A 15,332-nucleotide genomic window follows, 5' to 3' on the forward strand; every position below is an offset into this window, starting at 1 on the left:
GTTTTTGTATGACATGTGAGCGGACAATGTTATCCAATGTTTGTTAATGAATTTCAGCAAGTAAAACATTCATCATCTGTTCGGCTTGATGGTGATAACTACTACCAAAAAGATTTAAATGATTAAGAATATGATAAAGATTATAGACTATTTTGCGAATATTATACCCGGAATCCAGTGGATATTCGTGTCGATAGGCAGAATAAAAGTCGGTTGCAAATCCACCAAACAGTTCGGTCATAGCAATATCCGTTTCACGATCACCGTAGTACACCGCAGGATCAAACAAAACCGGATTTCCCCTTTCATCGTAAGCGTAATTGCCGCTCCACAAATCGCCATGCAAGAGCGAAGGCGCTGATGACATGCCCGCAAGAATCTTATCCAAATCAATTAATAACCGCTCTCCCAGCGTTTGCAGTTTGCCATTAAATCCATTCACTTTGGCGAGACCCAATTGATAACCTAAACGTTGTGTGCGCCAGAAATCTATCCAATCTGAAGAAAGCGTGTTTATTTGCGGCGTTTGCCCGATGGTATTGTGACGAGTCCAGCCAAATTGCCGCGCAGTGATGCGATGCATGGCAGCCAGTTGCACGCCCAGATCAGATGCTTTGCCACGTGTGCCATGGTTCATATCCAGGTATTCCAGCACCAGCCAGGCAGTGTCGCCATTCTGCCCATAACAAACAGGCAGCGGAACGCGTAACGTATGCGATTGATGAATTTCCATCAAGCCATCCGCTTCCGCTGCAAACATGGCAAGGCTACTTGGCGTATTGAGCTTAACAAAATAGCGCTGCAGGCCATCGACAATACGAAATGCTTGATTAATACAGCCACCTCCGATGGGATAGCTTTCTGTGACGGTAAATTGGCTATTGGTAGCTGCCGAAATTTGTGCACTGATGTCATGCCATACCTGCATGGTGTGAGCCTACCGGAGAATTCTGCCAATATGGTTTACGACAACCATTGCCTGGCCTGATGAATGGCTGCCTGCACTTGATCCGGTGCGGTGCCGCCGGTATGTCTGCGGCTTTCCATCGAGCCTTCCAGCGTTAAAACAGCAAAAATATCCGCTTCAATTTGAGCGGAAAATTGTTGCAGCTCATTGAGCGCAAGATCGTTGAGATCACAGCCTTTTCGTTCGGCAAACTGTACCGTCTTTGCCACAATCTCGTGCGCATCGCGGAATGGAATGCCTTTCTTAGTCAGGTAATCAGCCAGATCGGTCGCCGTAGCATGGCCACGCAATGCCGATCGGCGCATAATTTCCTGATTCACCTGAACACCGGTCAGCATGTCGGCGTAAATTCGTAGCGTATCCGTTAACGTATCGACGGTATCGAACAGGGGCTCCTTATCCTCCTGGTTATCCTTGTTATAGGCCAGTGGCTGCGCTTTCATGAGTGTCAACAACGCAACCAGGTGGCCATTGATGCGACCGGTTTTACCACGCACCAATTCAGGCACATCCGGATTTTTCTTCTGCGGCATAATGGACGAACCGGTACAAAACCGGTCGGCCAATTGAATGAAACCGAAGGATGGATTCATCCATAAAATGAATTCTTCCGACATGCGCGATAAATGCGTCATGATCAGCGCGGCGCAGGCGCTGAACTCAATGGCAAAGTCCCGATCTGAAACGGCATCCAAGGAATTCTTGCAAACGCCTTCAAAACCCAGTATTTCCGCCACTAATTCGCGGTTGATCGGGTAGCTGGTGCCAGCCAGTGCAGCCGCTCCCAGCGGCAATTGATTCACGCGTTTCCTACAATCAATCAAGCGTTCGATGTCGCGCTTCAGCATCTCAAAATAAGCCATCAAGTGATGACCGAATGATATCGGTTGGGCCACCTGCAAATGCGTAAATCCCGGCATGACCGTATGAGTATGCTGTTCTGCCAGGTTTAACAAGGCATGTTGCATGGCTTTGATTAAATCGACAATTTCATCAATCGCAGCACGTAAAAACAGGCGAATATCGGTTGCGACCTGATCATTACGTGATCGAGCAGTGTGTAGTCGTTTACCGGCGTCACCGATCAATGCGGTGAGACGCTTTTCGATATTCAAATGCACGTCTTCCAGCGCCAGTAACCAGGTAAATTGATCATTACGAATCTCATCACGAATTTGCTGCAAGCCTTGCTGGATCGCTGCTAAATCCTCATTGCTGATAATTCCTTGCGCTGCAAGCATCTGTGCATGCGCCAGTGATCCCTGAATGTCATACTCGGCCAGGCGTCGATCAAACCCAATCGATGCGGTATAGCGTTGCACAAGCTCTGAAACCGGTTCATTGAATCGACCCGACCATGTTTTTTTATTGCTTTCTGATACTGACTTATTATCCATTGGGTTACTCTGATTTCTGATTTCCGACTTGCAGGGAAAGCGATTATAAAACATAAATGCCCGGTCAAATGCATCGACAGTCATTTTGCAACACTGCAGTTCTTCAAACTTTATTGATTACCTATTTGATTTAAAGATATTAAATATTAAAACCAGTCGCTATCAGCATTTGTCGTTGAAATTAAATTTTGACGGTGAAATAACACACAACCCGTTTAATTGAGACGCTGCGCTTTTACTTCGATCGGGAATTAGTGGATAATTCGGCCTTTCCCCTGTTACATCATCTACACAAGGAGTTATCCATGACGGATCGGAACAAGCAAAACCAGAATATACAATCCCAAGCTAACACTTTATTTTCAATGTTGAGTGACAAGTTTGAATGGGTGGGTAAAATTCCAACCATGCAATTGCCTGCCAAGTATGCTGCGGTGCTTGTGGGAATCATCGTAATCATCTTCGCTTGGAAACTCATTGCTGTCAGCAAAGTGGAATCTGACATGACCAAGAAACTTGAAAATGAGCGCGTATTGATTACCCAGCAAGCTCGTGAATACGCCGATCAGCAGTATATGAAGGAAGAAGAGCGCTTTGGGCAAGTTTTGTCGTGGGCAGTGCGCGGCGAGTTGATCCGTCACAATATTGATCAAATCGATCAATACTTAGGCGAAATCGTCAAGATGAAAGATACGGAAAGAGTTGTACTGATTGGCGATGACGGTCAATTACTGGTTTCAACCGATAAACGACTTGAAGAAACGAAAGGAACGGAAATATTTCCTAAGGAAATTCTCAACCTGCAAAAGATAACGGTCAAATCTGATGTCGATGGTAAAAAGATCCTGGTGATTCCTGTCATGGGATTGAATAAGAAGATCGCCACTATCGTTGTCAGCTACAAATTGCCAAAACTATAAAGATCAAACCCTGATTCAATAGCGGCTAGCGTAGTTACTTAAAAGGCCTTTGATACATTCAAAGGCCTTTTTGTTTTTAACAGGCTGTTAATCGCTACGTCTAATTTGCGCACCCAACGCAGACAATTTCTTTTCAATGCTTTCGTAGCCGCGATCCAAGTGATAAATACGATCAATGACAGTCTCACCCTGCGCAATCAACCCGGCGATCACGAGACTGGCTGAAGCGCGCAAATCGGTTGCCATGACATGCGCACCATCCAGTTGAGGAATACCACAAACAATCGCAGCATTGCCTTCCACTTCGATATTGGCATTCATACGTTTCAATTCCTGCACGTGCATCAAGCGGTTTTCAAAAATAGTTTCCGTGATGATGGCAGTGCCGTCGGCGATACAATTCAACGACATGAATTGCGCCTGCATATCGGTCGGAAAAGCCGGATGAGGGGCTGTGCGCACATTCACCGACTTAGGTTTTGTATGCATGCTGAGATCAATCCAATTCTTGCCGGAATCAATGCGGGCACCCGCCTCAGCCAGTTTATCCAGCACCGCATCCAGCAGATGCGCGTCGGTATTGTTTAAATGAATTTCACCGCCTGTCGCGGTGGCTGCAACCAGGAAAGTTCCCGTTTCAATCCGATCAGGCATGACCGTGTGTTCTGCACCATGCAGCGTCGGCACACCTGTAATCGTGATGATGTCAGTGCCCGCCCCCTGAATGTTTGCACCCATCGCAATGAGACAATTGGCAAGATCGACGATTTCCGGTTCCCGGGCAGCATTCTCAAGAATCGTTGTGCCATCCGCCAAAGTCGCTGCCATCATTAAATTTTCTGTGCCGGTAACAGTGACAATATCAAAAACAATGCGTGCGCCATGCAGTTTTTTCGCCACCGCATGGATGTATCCGTGTTTGATTTGGATTTCCGCCCCCATCGCCTGCAAACCTTTGATATGCTGATCGACCGGCCGCAAACCAATCGCACATCCGCCCGGCAATGAAATATTGGCTTCCCCGGCACGAGCGAGTAACGGCCCGAGCACCAGAATTGCGGCACGCATGGTTTTAACCATTTCATACGGAGCAACCAGATGGGTGAGCGCAGCGGCTGACAGCACAACCTCCGACGCATGATGGGTCGTGATGTCTGTTCCCATTTGTTTGAGTAATGACAGCATGGTAGTGATGTCACGAAGCGCCGGAACATTATTTATTTTCAAGGATTCCTGCGTCAGAAGTGCGGCGCACAACACAGGAAGTGCCGCATTCTTCGCTCCCGAGATGGTTACTTCGCCGTGCAGTGGCATGCCACCCTGGATAATCAGTTTTTGCATTGCATGAAAGATTCAACTAAAAGTTTTATTAAAATTCCTGTTGGCCGGACATCCGGCAAATAAACAGCTTCAGCCGGTTGAAATGTGCCATGGTTCACTGCATCATACTGCTGTAGCGTACTTACTATATTGTTGTGCACTAGCACCCTACTATAACAAAAAAATATTGCGTAAATTCATCAGGAGAAAAAATGACAAAGCAAATAATCCACACCGCGGATGCGCCACAGGCAATCGGCACCTATTCTCAGGCAGTCCGGGTAAGTGGAGGGGATACCGTTTATCTGTCAGGCCAGATCGGGTTGGATCCCGTCAGTATGCAAATGGCCAATGGGATTGAAGCACAAATTCAACAAGTATTTTCCAATCTGAAAGCAGTGGCGGCAGCCAGCGGCGGCAGCCTGAATGATATTGCAAAATTAAACATATTCCTAACCGATCTCGATAATTTTGCATTGGTCAACGAAATCATGGCCAGTCATTTTGCACAACCTTATCCGGCACGTGCGGCGGTCGGCGTTAAATCCTTACCACGTGGCGCTCTGGTGGAAATGGACGGAGTCATGGTACTGCAGTAATAAAAATCCAATCAAACCAGATGCAATATCGCCCGACACTGCAATGACTGTCAGTGCCAATGTACAGGAAAAATTATCCCGTTTAGGCATTCGTCATGAACTGGATTTGATATTGCATCTGCCGATTCGTTACGAAGATGAAACGCACCTATTCCCAATCGCCGACGCGCCGCCAGGGCAGACAGTACAAGTTGAGGGGGTGATTGTCCATAATGAAGTGGTTGTCCGTCCCAGGCGGCAATTGGTTTGTCAGGTTGAAGACAACAGCGGCATCCTGGTAATGCGTTTTTTGAATTTCTACGGCAGCCAGATCAAAACCTACGCAGTGGGAAAGCGCGTGCGGCTGCTGGGCGAAATCCGCCACGGGTTCTTTGGCGCGGAAATGGTGCACCCCAAATGCCGTATCGTGCGCGAAGGCGAATCCCTCGCCGATACCATGACACCGATTTATCCCACCACCGCTGGTTTGACACAAAAAACCCTGGGCAAGCTGATCGAGCAAGTGTTACAAGATGCGCACACGGTGCAAACGCTAACCGAGACCTTGCCTGAGAAAATCATCAGCACATATCGATTGGCCGGTTTGCGGGACAGCATCATGTGCCTGCACAATCCGCCCCCGGAAGTATCGATAGAAGCCTTGCAAGCCCGCACACATCCGGCATGGCGACGCATCAAGTTTGATGAATTGCTGGCGCAGCAATTATCCATGCGCTTACACTACCGGCAGCGGCGCAGCCATTCCGCCCCAGTGCTTGCGCAAAAGAATACGCTGACGAAACCATTTCTCGAGCAGCTTGCCTTCAAACTGACGGCTGCACAAATCAAAGTAGCCGCAGAAATCAGCCATGATCTGGCTGCCGCTCACCCGATGCAACGCCTGCTGCAAGGCGATGTCGGTAGTGGCAAAACCATTGTCGCCGCACTGGCGGCGTTGCAGGCGATTGAAAATGGTTTCCAGGCCGCTATCATGGCGCCGACGGAAATCCTTGCCGAGCAGCATTTCCAGAAATTATCCGCCTGGTTTGAACCATTGGGAATTGGTGTTGCCTGGTTATCCGGCAGTCAGAAGAAAAAACACAAGCAAACGATACTGAACGACATCGCGCTCGGCACCGCGCAACTCGCCGTGGGGACGCATGCCTTGTTTCAAGAGCAAGTGCTATTTCATCAGTTGGGTTTGGCGATTATTGATGAGCAGCACCGCTTTGGCGTACACCAGCGTCTGGCGTTGCGCATGAAAGGTGCACAGTCCAATCTTGTGCCGCATCAACTCATGATGAGCGCCACGCCGATTCCGCGCACCCTGTCGATGAGTTATTTCGCCGACCTGGATGTATCGGTCATCGACGAATTACCACCCGGCCGAGCGCCAATCGTAACCAAATTAATCGCCGACGATCGTCGCAGTGAAATCATTGCGCGCATTCAATACGCTTGCCAGCAAGGCAAGCAAGTATATTGGGTATGTCCGTTGATTGAAGAATCAGACACTTTGCAACTGCAAACCGCCATGGAAACCTATGAAAATTTATGTCAGGTGTTCCCGGATTTAAACGTCGGCCTGGTACATGGGCGTTTGCCAACGCAGGAGAAAACCGAAGTGATGGCGTTGTTTAAACAAGGAGACATTCAATTATTAGTCGCCACCACCGTCATCGAAGTGGGCGTGGATGTGCCGAATGCATCCTTGATGGTGATTGAAAATGCCGAGCGCATGGGTTTGTCGCAACTGCACCAATTGCGCGGTCGCGTCGGACGCGGATCGGAAGCCAGCATTTGTATTTTACTGTATCAGAAACCTTTGTCAGACATTGCCCGCAAGCGGCTCAGAATCATATTTGAACACACGGATGGCTTTGAAATCGCCCGCCAGGATCTAAATTTGCGCGGCCCCGGTGAATTTCTGGGGGCGCGCCAGAGTGGCGTGCCGATGCTGCGTTTTGCCGATCTGGAACAGGATGGCGAGTTACTGACAGCGGCACAAACCACCGCGGATGAGATGCTCAACGACTATCCAGATCTGGCGCAACGGCATATTGAACGCTGGTTAGGGGATAAAACGGAATATCTGCGGGTATAAACGACCTGCCAGCGAACGCTACATGATAATTCCGCCACCCAGGCACACCCTGCTTTCATAGATAACAACCGACTGACCCGGTGTAATCGCCCATTGATCTTGCGCAAAATCCACCTGGCAACAATCCTGAGCAAAACTTGCAATCGCACAAGGCGCATCGGTTTGGCGATAGCGGGTTTTAGCAGCGTACACCCAGTTGCAATGCGGTTGTGCTCCACTGATCCACGTCAGATCGGTTGCTTTGAGAGACGGACGCAGCAAATCAGGATGATTGTGGCCTTGCACTGCAATCAGTACATTGCTGCTGGTATCCTTGGCTGATACAAACCAAGGCTCGTCATTGCCATCGCGTGTACCGCCGATTCCCAATCCTTGTCGTTGTCCGATGGTGTAATACATCAGCCCGATGTGCCGGCCGATCACTTTTCCTTCAGGGGTTTGGATTTCTCCGGGTTCATGCGGCAGATAGCGATTCAGAAATTCCCGAAATGGGCGCTCCCCGATAAAGCAGATCCCTGTGCTGTCTTTTTTGGAGAAATTGGGCAACTTCAATTCCTTGGCGATCTTGCGTACTTCGCGTTTATACAAATGCCCAATTGGAAACAGTGTATTGGCAAGCTGTGCTTGATTCAGGCGATACAAAAAGTAACTCTGATCCTTGGTGCCGTCTTCGCCCTTCAGCAATTGAAACAAGCCGCCAACTTTCCTCACCTGGGCATAATGCCCTGTCGCAATATAGCTGGCGCCCAATTGAGTGGCATGATCCAGAAACGCCTTGAACTTGATTTCAGCATTGCATAGCACATCCGGATTGGGCGTTCGTCCGGCCTGATACTCGGCAAGAAAATGTGAAAAAACACGATCCTTATATTCTGCTGAGAAATTCACCACTTCGATCGGAATATCAATCACATCGGCGACTGACACCGCATCCAGAAAATCCTGACGGGAAGAGCAATATTCATCGGTATCATCATCTTCCCAGTTTTTCATGAACAAACCCACCACTTCATGACCCTGCTGCTTCAACAAATAGGCCGCCACAGAAGAATCCACACCGCCCGACATGCCGACAACCACGCGCTGTTTTTTCATTGACTCATGACTCATAGTAAGTCAGCAGCTCCAGTGGATAACGTTTGCCGGCGATATGATCGCGGATACACTGCATGACCAGCGGACTGCGATGACGGCCAATCATGTGATGAATCTCATCCAAACCAAACCAGGCTGCGCGCAAGATGCCGTGATCCAATATGCGTTCAGGGTCATGACTCGTAACACGACCACCAAATGCAAAACGAAGATAGGTCACATCCACGCGCTGCGAGTGCCATTGATAAATACCCAGCACATATTCGGGCACAAAGGTATACGCTGTTTCTTCCAGTGTCTCCCGTATGGCCCCCTGCATGATGGATTCTCCAGGATCCAAGTGGCCTGCCGGTTGATTTAAAAACAAACCGGAACCCGCCTCCGGTTCTTCCTCCACCAGCAAGTATTTTCCATTTTGCTCAATAATGGCTGCTACTGTTACATTGGGTTTCCAGATCATAGTTTCATATTGGATAGATAATCATGAAAAATTTAGCAAAGATTAATATCCGTGCTCTACATTTGATGCGCTTATTATCGCATTGGTGCTATCCGTTCGGTTGAGATTCGTCGCGTGACACCGGAACTAATAGCATCTTTGTCATATAAATAGCTTAGAATAGCTATGCAATTATTTTGCTATACGGATAAGCCATGATTCGACATGGCCCCATACACACAACCAAGTTGTCAATATATTTTATCTTTCCTATCCCCATGTTTCTTATTGATTTCATTCTCCACATTGACAAACATCTCCAGCAACTCTCCTCAGAATACGGGTTATGGATTTATGGCATTCTCTTCCTGATCATATTTTGTGAAACCGGGCTGGTTGTACTGCCTTTATTACCCGGAGACTCATTATTGTTCGCCGCAGGCTCGCTTGCATCATTGGAAAATTCGCAACTTAATCCCCATGTCCTGTTTGCCGGACTATGCATTGCAGGTATTTTAGGGGATAGCGTCAATTACTGGATCGGCAAAAAAGCCGGCCCCAAAGTTTTTACCTCGCAGGAATCCCGTTTCTTCAAACGCGAATATCTCGATAAAACCCACGCGTTTTATCTCAAATATGGCGCCAAAACGATCATCATCGCCCGCTTCATTCCCATTATTCGCACCTTCGCGCCATTCGTTGCCGGCGTTGGAACCATGCCCTATCGCACCTTCATCACTTATAACATCGTGGGTGCCATACTATGGGTCGGGATATTTATTTATGCCGGCTTCTATTTCGGGCAACTGCCGATGGTACAACAAAACTTCAAGCTCATTATCCTGGCCATCATTATTCTATCGATAACCCCGCCCATCATTGAATACCTCAAGCATCGCTATAAAAATAAAAATGCATCCCAATAAATTGATCCGTCTCGCGTAAGCACCACATTCTCAGCAATACATTTCGCAGTGAAGACCTACATCATGTATACCGATCTCTTATAGTAAGTCGATATAGATCAACGCGTTTGTCATACATTCCCTATTCTTGCCAAGAATTTCTCTAAAAAATTCGATAGTTATGTCGCTATAACAATTCAAATTTTTTAAGCAGCATGTTTGATCCCATTAATAACCAAATTTGCGCAAAAGGGAGCACCAGAATATGGAAGGACTTATCGTTGAACCATCCAGAACATATCAAAAACTTCTATCATCTGCGATCGAATCGGGCGGGCTTGAAACCCAGCAGGTGTCAAGTGGTAGTGAAGCCTTGATGCTGCTGAGAAAACAACCTTTTGATCTGGTGTTTGTTGCCATGCATTTACAGGACATGGATGCCTCGATGTTTTCCTCACACTTGCGGGCTGACTTGCGCACCCGGCAAATACCCGTAGTGATGGTTACTTCGAATGAAGATAAAAAATTATTGGATGAAGCATTTTCCGCAGGTGTCACAGAAATATTTGCCAAACATGAACTGGACAAAATCACCAGTTACACTGCCCAATTTTCCCGAAAGAACGGCAGCAAAACGATGTCAGGACGAATATTGTATATCGAAGATAGTCCATCAGCCGCAAGCATGACATCAGCAGTGTTAAGAGAGAGCGGATATACGGTCGATCATTTCGCTAGCGGCGAGGAAGGTATCGCAGCGTTCCAGAAATATGCTTACGATTTGGTCCTCACCGATATATTGCTCAAAGGCAAATTAAATGGTTATGGCACTGTAAAGGCGCTACGGCACCTCGAGGATGAAAGTAAAAAATATGTACCCTTGCTGGTATTTTCAGTTCTCGATGAAGTTGCGCACAAAGTGGAATTGTTGCGTTTGGGAGCCAATGATTATGTCACCAAACCACTTATTCAGGAAGAATTACTTGCCAGAGTCAGTAACCTCATCACCAGTAAAAAGCTACTTGACAAAGCAATCACACAACAAAATCTCTTACAAGAACTGGCAATGAAAGACCCGTTGACCGGTCTATATAATCGCTATTTCCTGATGGAAGCCGCGCCATCCAAAATGTGCGAAGCGGCGCGATACGATATTCCATGCAGCCTGGTTATTGTGAACATGGATCAATTCAAGTCAGTCAACGAAAATTATGGCCATCCAAGAGGTGATACGGTACTGAGAGAAGTAGCTTCCCTATTAACCAAGTCCATCCGTCAAGAAGATATCGCCGCTCGTTTTGATGGAGAAGAATTTGTATTACTACTGTCGCACTGCAATGCTTCGAATGCGGCGATCGTTGCAGAAAAGATTCGCAAATCCATCGAAAATTTGCACCCGTCAGATTTGGATGCAACCGCAAGTTTCGGCATCGCTGAAATACGCCAAGATTCAACAGAAAATTTCTCTGAAATATTCAAAGCAGCCAGAGAAGCCATCCGTCAAGCACAATCAAATGGCGGCAATCAAGTGATGACACGCTTATAATTCTACTTCTACTTAGAAACAGCATTAATAATCCAGTCCCATCGGGTAATGCTGCGCATAGTTTCCTGGCTTGATTCAAGGTTTCTTAGCGCGCTTTCCAGATGAATCTCAAGCGCATCCAGACGGGGTATGTTAACTTCTCCCAAAACGCCGTACACTTTTGACGTGGATACTAAAACTTGTCAGAAATTAAACCGATTGTCACCGGCGTGGCCTTTGGTAGCAGCTTGTAACAGAGTTATCAGTCGATTCTTGCTTAAACATTGAATGATTGTTGAATAGCAGGCTTCAATGATTTGCCACCCAATCGTTTAAGCAAATCCACATAAGCATTAATTTCGTCTCGGATTACGCCATCAGGCAACAAAGCTTTAGTAACCACTATCCGGGCCAACTGAGGATGTACTCTTATCACACCTTGTCTATCGACCACAAAGTCTGCCCGCCGCCATCGCTGCGTAGTCACTCCAGTGAAAATAACTTTATCAATGACTGAAGCCGTGCAGCGGCTCTATCAAATTCTTTATCTGGCCAATAACCATTTCATCTTGAAAGGGAGATATTCGAACTACCGGAACATTGTGTTGATCCATTCACCCACGTCCATCCTGCAAATCCAGATAAGTTTGGATTCCCCGGTGTAATAAAGAAGTCCATTACGATTTGAGTCGTGCCCCCACCCTCTTCGGAAATATTTCCAAACATTCCCAGTTCCTCATTATCCAGTATGTCACCGATGGCAGATCCCCCTGGAAATTTTATCGTTACCGTATCGTTTAATTGATTAATCTCAACAATTCCGTTAATCAGCTTCCTTGGCACGCTGCCGCAGTCAGTTCCTGCACTTGTTTCTTTCTAATGGATCCTAAGGATTATGCAAAGAATTTTACCGAGGAGAAAATGGGAGTATGTAATCGTAAAGCTCTATATATCGAGGTATCCGCTAAGACCCTTGGCCATCCTGCCTGGGCTGCCAATATCGAAGGCTGTGCCTTCCCACAAATGGCAGAAAAACTCGTCTGAGTTCCTACATCCAGGAGTGCCTCTGACTATGGGCCAATGTTTTATGGAATCAGGCGTAGCTTTGAATTTATATTGGGGTTGCACCCGCAAAACTTTTAAGATTGCAACTCGTTCATTTATCATTAGCTCCATCGAGAGAATAAGTAAGTACGGGTGCTACGGGCGCTGCAATTGTATGCATTGAAATACAAAACAATACCCAAATAATTAGACCGCTAACAAGCTTCATTCATTTCCTCTTTTTGCTTTGTGTTCTATGTGGGATTCTATTTTTTAATCACCTGCTTTATTTATATCACTACAAAATCCAAATTAGTCATCGCCAACCCGGCGCTGAGCGTAGCAATTGAGGAAAGTACGAAAAATAGAGTTGTTGAAGTATATTCAAGTATCGAAGCTTATGCAAAGGAGCTTATTTCATGCGATGGAGGTTATGAAAATGTTTTTGATAACCCTGAGGATATAACATTCGACTTTGCTAGAGACAAAATGGCAGTTAACGGTCGGTCAAAATTCTCTGCAAGCTCTATGGTAATAATGAAGAACTCAATTAGAGCAGCAATATTTATTCATTCAGTGAAAGACAGAAGGGCAAGATTGCCGAGATTTATCCTAATGGATAATATGGAGGACAAAGGTATGACTGCCGAAAGAAGTCAAAATTTTCAGCGTGTTCTAGTGAGAAAATGTGATGAATTGGAATATGACTATCAAGTCATATTTACAACATCGATGATTGATGAGGAACTAAACAAGTCTGACTATGTAGTTGGACCCTTTTATAAAAAGGGCGAACACACTTTAAATATAAGCTAATTTTTGTTTATATTTAAAAGTTTCTCGCTAGTATATCTAATATTCGTTTATATGTGACCAGAGAACCGTTGTATTTGCATTTGGTCATAAGCAGGCTGTCGAATTGTAATAAGCCCACACTAAAGAAATGTCAGACATAATCTGAACCACTACATTTCAGAACTAAATAACGCGAGCTGTTACAACCCAATCATTAAATTAGAACTTTTTTGCAGACACTATGTTATCGCCAGTAATTATCCACCAATTTATCGTCTACATAGAGTCTACATTGGTTTTATATAATTTTTATATATAACGTAACTTATTGTTTTTATGGTGCCGACACCAAGAATCGAACTCGGGACCTTCTGATTACAAATCAGCTGCTCTACCATCTGAGCTATGCCGGCACGGCACAATAATAAAATGAATCTAAACTGAGAGAGTTATTTGATTACTCGTAAATTGGGTTTACTTGCATTCTTAGACTGATAAGTCAAAGAATCTGTAGTTATATTACTTTCTTCATTATTCAATATTTTTTTATTCTCATTTCCCTCATCAAGCGTGAATGCTATCCCTTGATTTACTTCTTTTGCGAATATACCTTTAATGGCGCTCATCGGTATTTCTAATTTTCTTGACACACCATTAAAACGTGCCATAAAGCAAATAATCTCATTACCAATCATAATATTATGCACAGCCCCCGCACTAATATTAAAGATTATCTCGTCATTCTTGATATATTCTATTGGCATATCAAGTCCTGGATAAGCTTTTACAGAAATAAAGGGTGTAAAACCATTATCAATACACCAGTCATAGATAGAGCGAACTAAATATGGTTTGGTAGAATTGGCACTCATTTTCGCATAACTTTCTCTGAAGCTGACAGTGCGTCAATGAACAGTGGGCGACTAAATAACCTTTCTGCATACTTCAACAATGGGGCTGCTTGTTTAGGCAAACGAATTTCAAAATGCTCGAGACGCCACAATAACGGTGCTATTGCTACATCAAGCATTGAGAATTCATCACCCAGCATAAACTTCTGTTTATCAAAGATTGGAGAAATCATCGTCAGATGATCTGCGATCACCGAACGTGCTTTATCTATTGTCTTTTGATCTGAGCTATCAAACGCAGCAATATGGCAGAATAATTCTTGTTCAAAGCGATATAACAATAAACGCGCACGAGCACGCATTACTGGGTCTGCAGGCATCAATTGAGGATGAGGAAAACGATCATCAATATACTCATTGATGATGTTTGACTCATAAAGCACCAGATCTCGTTCTACGAGTACAGGTGCTTTACCGTATGGACTAATTACCGCCAAGTCTTCTGATTTATTATTTGGATCAACGTCAATTACTTGAAAATCCATATCTTTCTCGTGCAGAACAATCCGGCACCGATGACTGTATGGACACGTAATTGTTGAATATAATGTCATCATAACTTCTATTCTCTGACCTAGTTACCAATATATTCAGCAAGTTTAACGTCAATGAATATCTTTCCAATATTCTCTTTTTAATGCGTAGGATAAAATCAGCATACCTAAAAGAAAAGCCATTACTGTAAGACCCAATTCCTTACGAGCATTGGCGTGAGGTTCGCCTAAATAAACCAGATAATTAACCAGATCACCGACAAATTTATCAAATTCAGCCTTGGTCATTTCTCCTTGCTTATCAAGAACCAGGGTCTTTTGCTCACCTTTATCACTTGTTTTAACAACCAGTTTCTGCTCACCCTGTAATTGATATAATACGTGAGGCATCGCTGCTCGATCAAAAACCAGATTGTTCCATCCGGTCACTGTGGAGTCGTCACGGTAAAATGCCCGTAAGTAAGTATATAACCAATCCGCTCCTCGCGAGCGAGCTATCACTGATAAGTCAGGTGGCACAACGCCAAACCATTCCTCGCCTTCTTTTTTCCACATTGCTGACTGCATCAGATCGCCAACTTTTTGACCTGTAAATACCAATTTATCAAGAATTTGTTCATTGGTGAATCCGATATCACGATGGCGATTATAGCGCATGAAACTTGCACCGTGACAAGTTAGGCAATAATTGACAAAACTTTCTGCCCCCCGCTGCAACGAAGCATTGTCAGTTGTGTTAACTGGAGCACTATCTAATGGCATACCAGACTCAGCAGCGAACAAACTAAATGGAGCCATACACACAACAAATATAAGAATCGTTATTTTCTTCATTTTT

At 45.3% G+C, this 15,332-nt stretch carries 14 protein-coding genes and 1 tRNA gene; 6 read left to right on the forward strand and 9 right to left on the reverse strand.

Annotated elements, in window-relative coordinates; all coding sequences use genetic code 11:
- Positions 1–43 precede the first annotated feature (43 nt).
- Together Q0K92_RS06225 and argH are read right to left on the reverse strand one after the other, a co-directional pair.
- Complete coding sequence (locus Q0K92_RS06225; RefSeq protein ID WP_297324944.1) at positions 44–928, reverse strand: fructosamine kinase family protein; 885 nt, start codon at positions 926–928, stop codon at positions 44–46.
- A gap of 35 nt (positions 929–963) precedes the next feature.
- Complete coding sequence (gene argH / locus Q0K92_RS06230; protein ID WP_297324945.1) at positions 964–2,364, reverse strand: argininosuccinate lyase; 1,401 nt, start codon at positions 2,362–2,364, stop codon at positions 964–966.
- Positions 2,365–2,669: 305 nt separating this feature from the next.
- Between argH and Q0K92_RS06235 the strand changes: the two genes are divergently transcribed.
- Entirely contained in the window at positions 2,670–3,284 is a 615-nt protein-coding gene (locus Q0K92_RS06235) for a hypothetical protein (RefSeq protein ID WP_297324946.1), read from the forward strand.
- 87 nt (positions 3,285–3,371) lie between these two features.
- On the opposite strand, the gene murA is transcribed toward Q0K92_RS06235, so the two are convergent.
- Positions 3,372–4,625 (reverse strand): UDP-N-acetylglucosamine 1-carboxyvinyltransferase, encoded by a 1,254-nt coding sequence (gene murA, locus Q0K92_RS06240; protein ID WP_297324947.1) that lies wholly within the window; start codon positions 4,623–4,625, stop codon positions 3,372–3,374.
- Between the two features lie 191 nt (positions 4,626–4,816).
- Here murA and Q0K92_RS06245 point away from each other — a divergent pair, with 191 nt between their 5' ends.
- On the forward strand, positions 4,817–5,203 hold the full coding sequence (locus Q0K92_RS06245) for a RidA family protein (protein ID WP_297324948.1): 387 nt from the start codon (positions 4,817–4,819) through the stop codon (positions 5,201–5,203).
- Positions 5,204–5,246: 43 nt separating this feature from the next.
- The gene (gene recG, locus Q0K92_RS06250; protein ID WP_297324949.1) at positions 5,247–7,286 is read left to right on the forward strand and encodes an ATP-dependent DNA helicase RecG; all 2,040 of its coding nucleotides are present in this window, start codon (positions 5,247–5,249) and stop codon (positions 7,284–7,286) included.
- Between the two features lie 18 nt (positions 7,287–7,304).
- On the opposite strand, the gene mnmA is transcribed toward recG, so the two are convergent.
- Entirely contained in the window at positions 7,305–8,381 is a 1,077-nt protein-coding gene (mnmA, locus tag Q0K92_RS06255) for a tRNA 2-thiouridine(34) synthase MnmA (RefSeq protein ID WP_297324950.1), read from the reverse strand.
- Positions 8,382–8,385: 4 nt separating this feature from the next.
- The gene (locus Q0K92_RS06260) at positions 8,386–8,841 is read right to left on the reverse strand and encodes an NUDIX hydrolase (RefSeq protein ID WP_297324951.1); all 456 of its coding nucleotides are present in this window, start codon (positions 8,839–8,841) and stop codon (positions 8,386–8,388) included.
- 257 nt (positions 8,842–9,098) lie between these two features.
- On the opposite strand from Q0K92_RS06260, the gene Q0K92_RS06265 reads away from it, so the two are divergent.
- The 3 genes from Q0K92_RS06265 to Q0K92_RS06275 all read left to right on the forward strand — a co-directional run bounded on the left by Q0K92_RS06265 (position 9,099) and on the right by Q0K92_RS06275 (position 13,110).
- Complete coding sequence (locus tag Q0K92_RS06265) at positions 9,099–9,746, forward strand: DedA family protein (protein WP_297324952.1); 648 nt, start codon at positions 9,099–9,101, stop codon at positions 9,744–9,746.
- Between the two features lie 244 nt (positions 9,747–9,990).
- Positions 9,991–11,271, forward strand: coding sequence for a diguanylate cyclase (locus Q0K92_RS06270; RefSeq protein WP_297324953.1), 1,281 nt, complete (start codon positions 9,991–9,993; stop codon positions 11,269–11,271).
- Positions 11,272–12,552: 1,281 nt separating this feature from the next.
- Entirely contained in the window at positions 12,553–13,110 is a 558-nt protein-coding gene (locus tag Q0K92_RS06275; RefSeq protein WP_297324954.1) for a hypothetical protein, read from the forward strand.
- 316 nt (positions 13,111–13,426) lie between these two features.
- Here the strand turns inward: Q0K92_RS06275 and Q0K92_RS06280 are convergent.
- The 4 genes from Q0K92_RS06280 to Q0K92_RS06295 form a co-directional block, all read right to left on the reverse strand.
- A tRNA-Thr gene (locus tag Q0K92_RS06280) sits at positions 13,427–13,502 on the reverse strand.
- A 36-nt stretch (positions 13,503–13,538) separates the two neighbouring features.
- A complete protein-coding gene (locus Q0K92_RS06285) occupies positions 13,539–13,961 on the reverse strand; it encodes a ClpXP protease specificity-enhancing factor (RefSeq protein WP_297324955.1) in 423 nt (140 codons plus the stop codon).
- On the reverse strand, positions 13,958–14,557 hold the full coding sequence (locus Q0K92_RS06290; RefSeq protein WP_297324956.1) for a glutathione S-transferase N-terminal domain-containing protein: 600 nt from the start codon (positions 14,555–14,557) through the stop codon (positions 13,958–13,960). The genes Q0K92_RS06285 and Q0K92_RS06290 overlap by 4 nt, the downstream gene beginning before the upstream one ends.
- A 48-nt stretch (positions 14,558–14,605) precedes the next feature.
- Positions 14,606–15,328 (reverse strand): cytochrome c1, encoded by a 723-nt coding sequence (locus tag Q0K92_RS06295; RefSeq protein WP_297324957.1) that lies wholly within the window; start codon positions 15,326–15,328, stop codon positions 14,606–14,608.
- Positions 15,329–15,332 lie beyond the last annotated feature (4 nt).

It is taken from the genome of Nitrosomonas sp., assembly GCF_024282095.1.
In the GTDB taxonomy this organism is placed as follows: Bacteria; Pseudomonadota; Gammaproteobacteria; order Burkholderiales; family Nitrosomonadaceae; genus Nitrosomonas.

Bases quoted from the DNA above. Each gene is read 5' to 3' on its own strand.
- Q0K92_RS06225 (WP_297324944.1), bottom strand. From the start codon at position 928: ATGCAGGTATGGCATGACATCAGTGCACAAATTTCGGCAGCTACCAAT.
- argH (WP_297324945.1), bottom strand. From the start codon at position 2,364: ATGGATAATAAGTCAGTATCAGAAAGCAATAAAAAAACATGGTCGGGT.
- Q0K92_RS06235 (WP_297324946.1), top strand. From the start codon at position 2,670: ATGACGGATCGGAACAAGCAAAACCAGAATATACAATCCCAAGCTAAC.
- murA (WP_297324947.1), bottom strand. From the start codon at position 4,625: ATGCAAAAACTGATTATCCAGGGTGGCATGCCACTGCACGGCGAAGTA.
- Q0K92_RS06245 (WP_297324948.1), top strand. From the start codon at position 4,817: ATGACAAAGCAAATAATCCACACCGCGGATGCGCCACAGGCAATCGGC.
- recG (WP_297324949.1), top strand. From the start codon at position 5,247: ATGACTGTCAGTGCCAATGTACAGGAAAAATTATCCCGTTTAGGCATT.
- mnmA (WP_297324950.1), bottom strand. From the start codon at position 8,381: ATGAAAAAACAGCGCGTGGTTGTCGGCATGTCGGGCGGTGTGGATTCT.
- Q0K92_RS06260 (WP_297324951.1), bottom strand. From the start codon at position 8,841: ATGATCTGGAAACCCAATGTAACAGTAGCAGCCATTATTGAGCAAAAT.
- Q0K92_RS06265 (WP_297324952.1), top strand. From the start codon at position 9,099: ATGTTTCTTATTGATTTCATTCTCCACATTGACAAACATCTCCAGCAA.
- Q0K92_RS06270 (WP_297324953.1), top strand. From the start codon at position 9,991: ATGGAAGGACTTATCGTTGAACCATCCAGAACATATCAAAAACTTCTA.
- Q0K92_RS06285 (WP_297324955.1), bottom strand. From the start codon at position 13,961: ATGAGTGCCAATTCTACCAAACCATATTTAGTTCGCTCTATCTATGAC.
- Q0K92_RS06290 (WP_297324956.1), bottom strand. From the start codon at position 14,557: ATGATGACATTATATTCAACAATTACGTGTCCATACAGTCATCGGTGC.
- Q0K92_RS06295 (WP_297324957.1), bottom strand. From the start codon at position 15,328: ATGAAGAAAATAACGATTCTTATATTTGTTGTGTGTATGGCTCCATTT.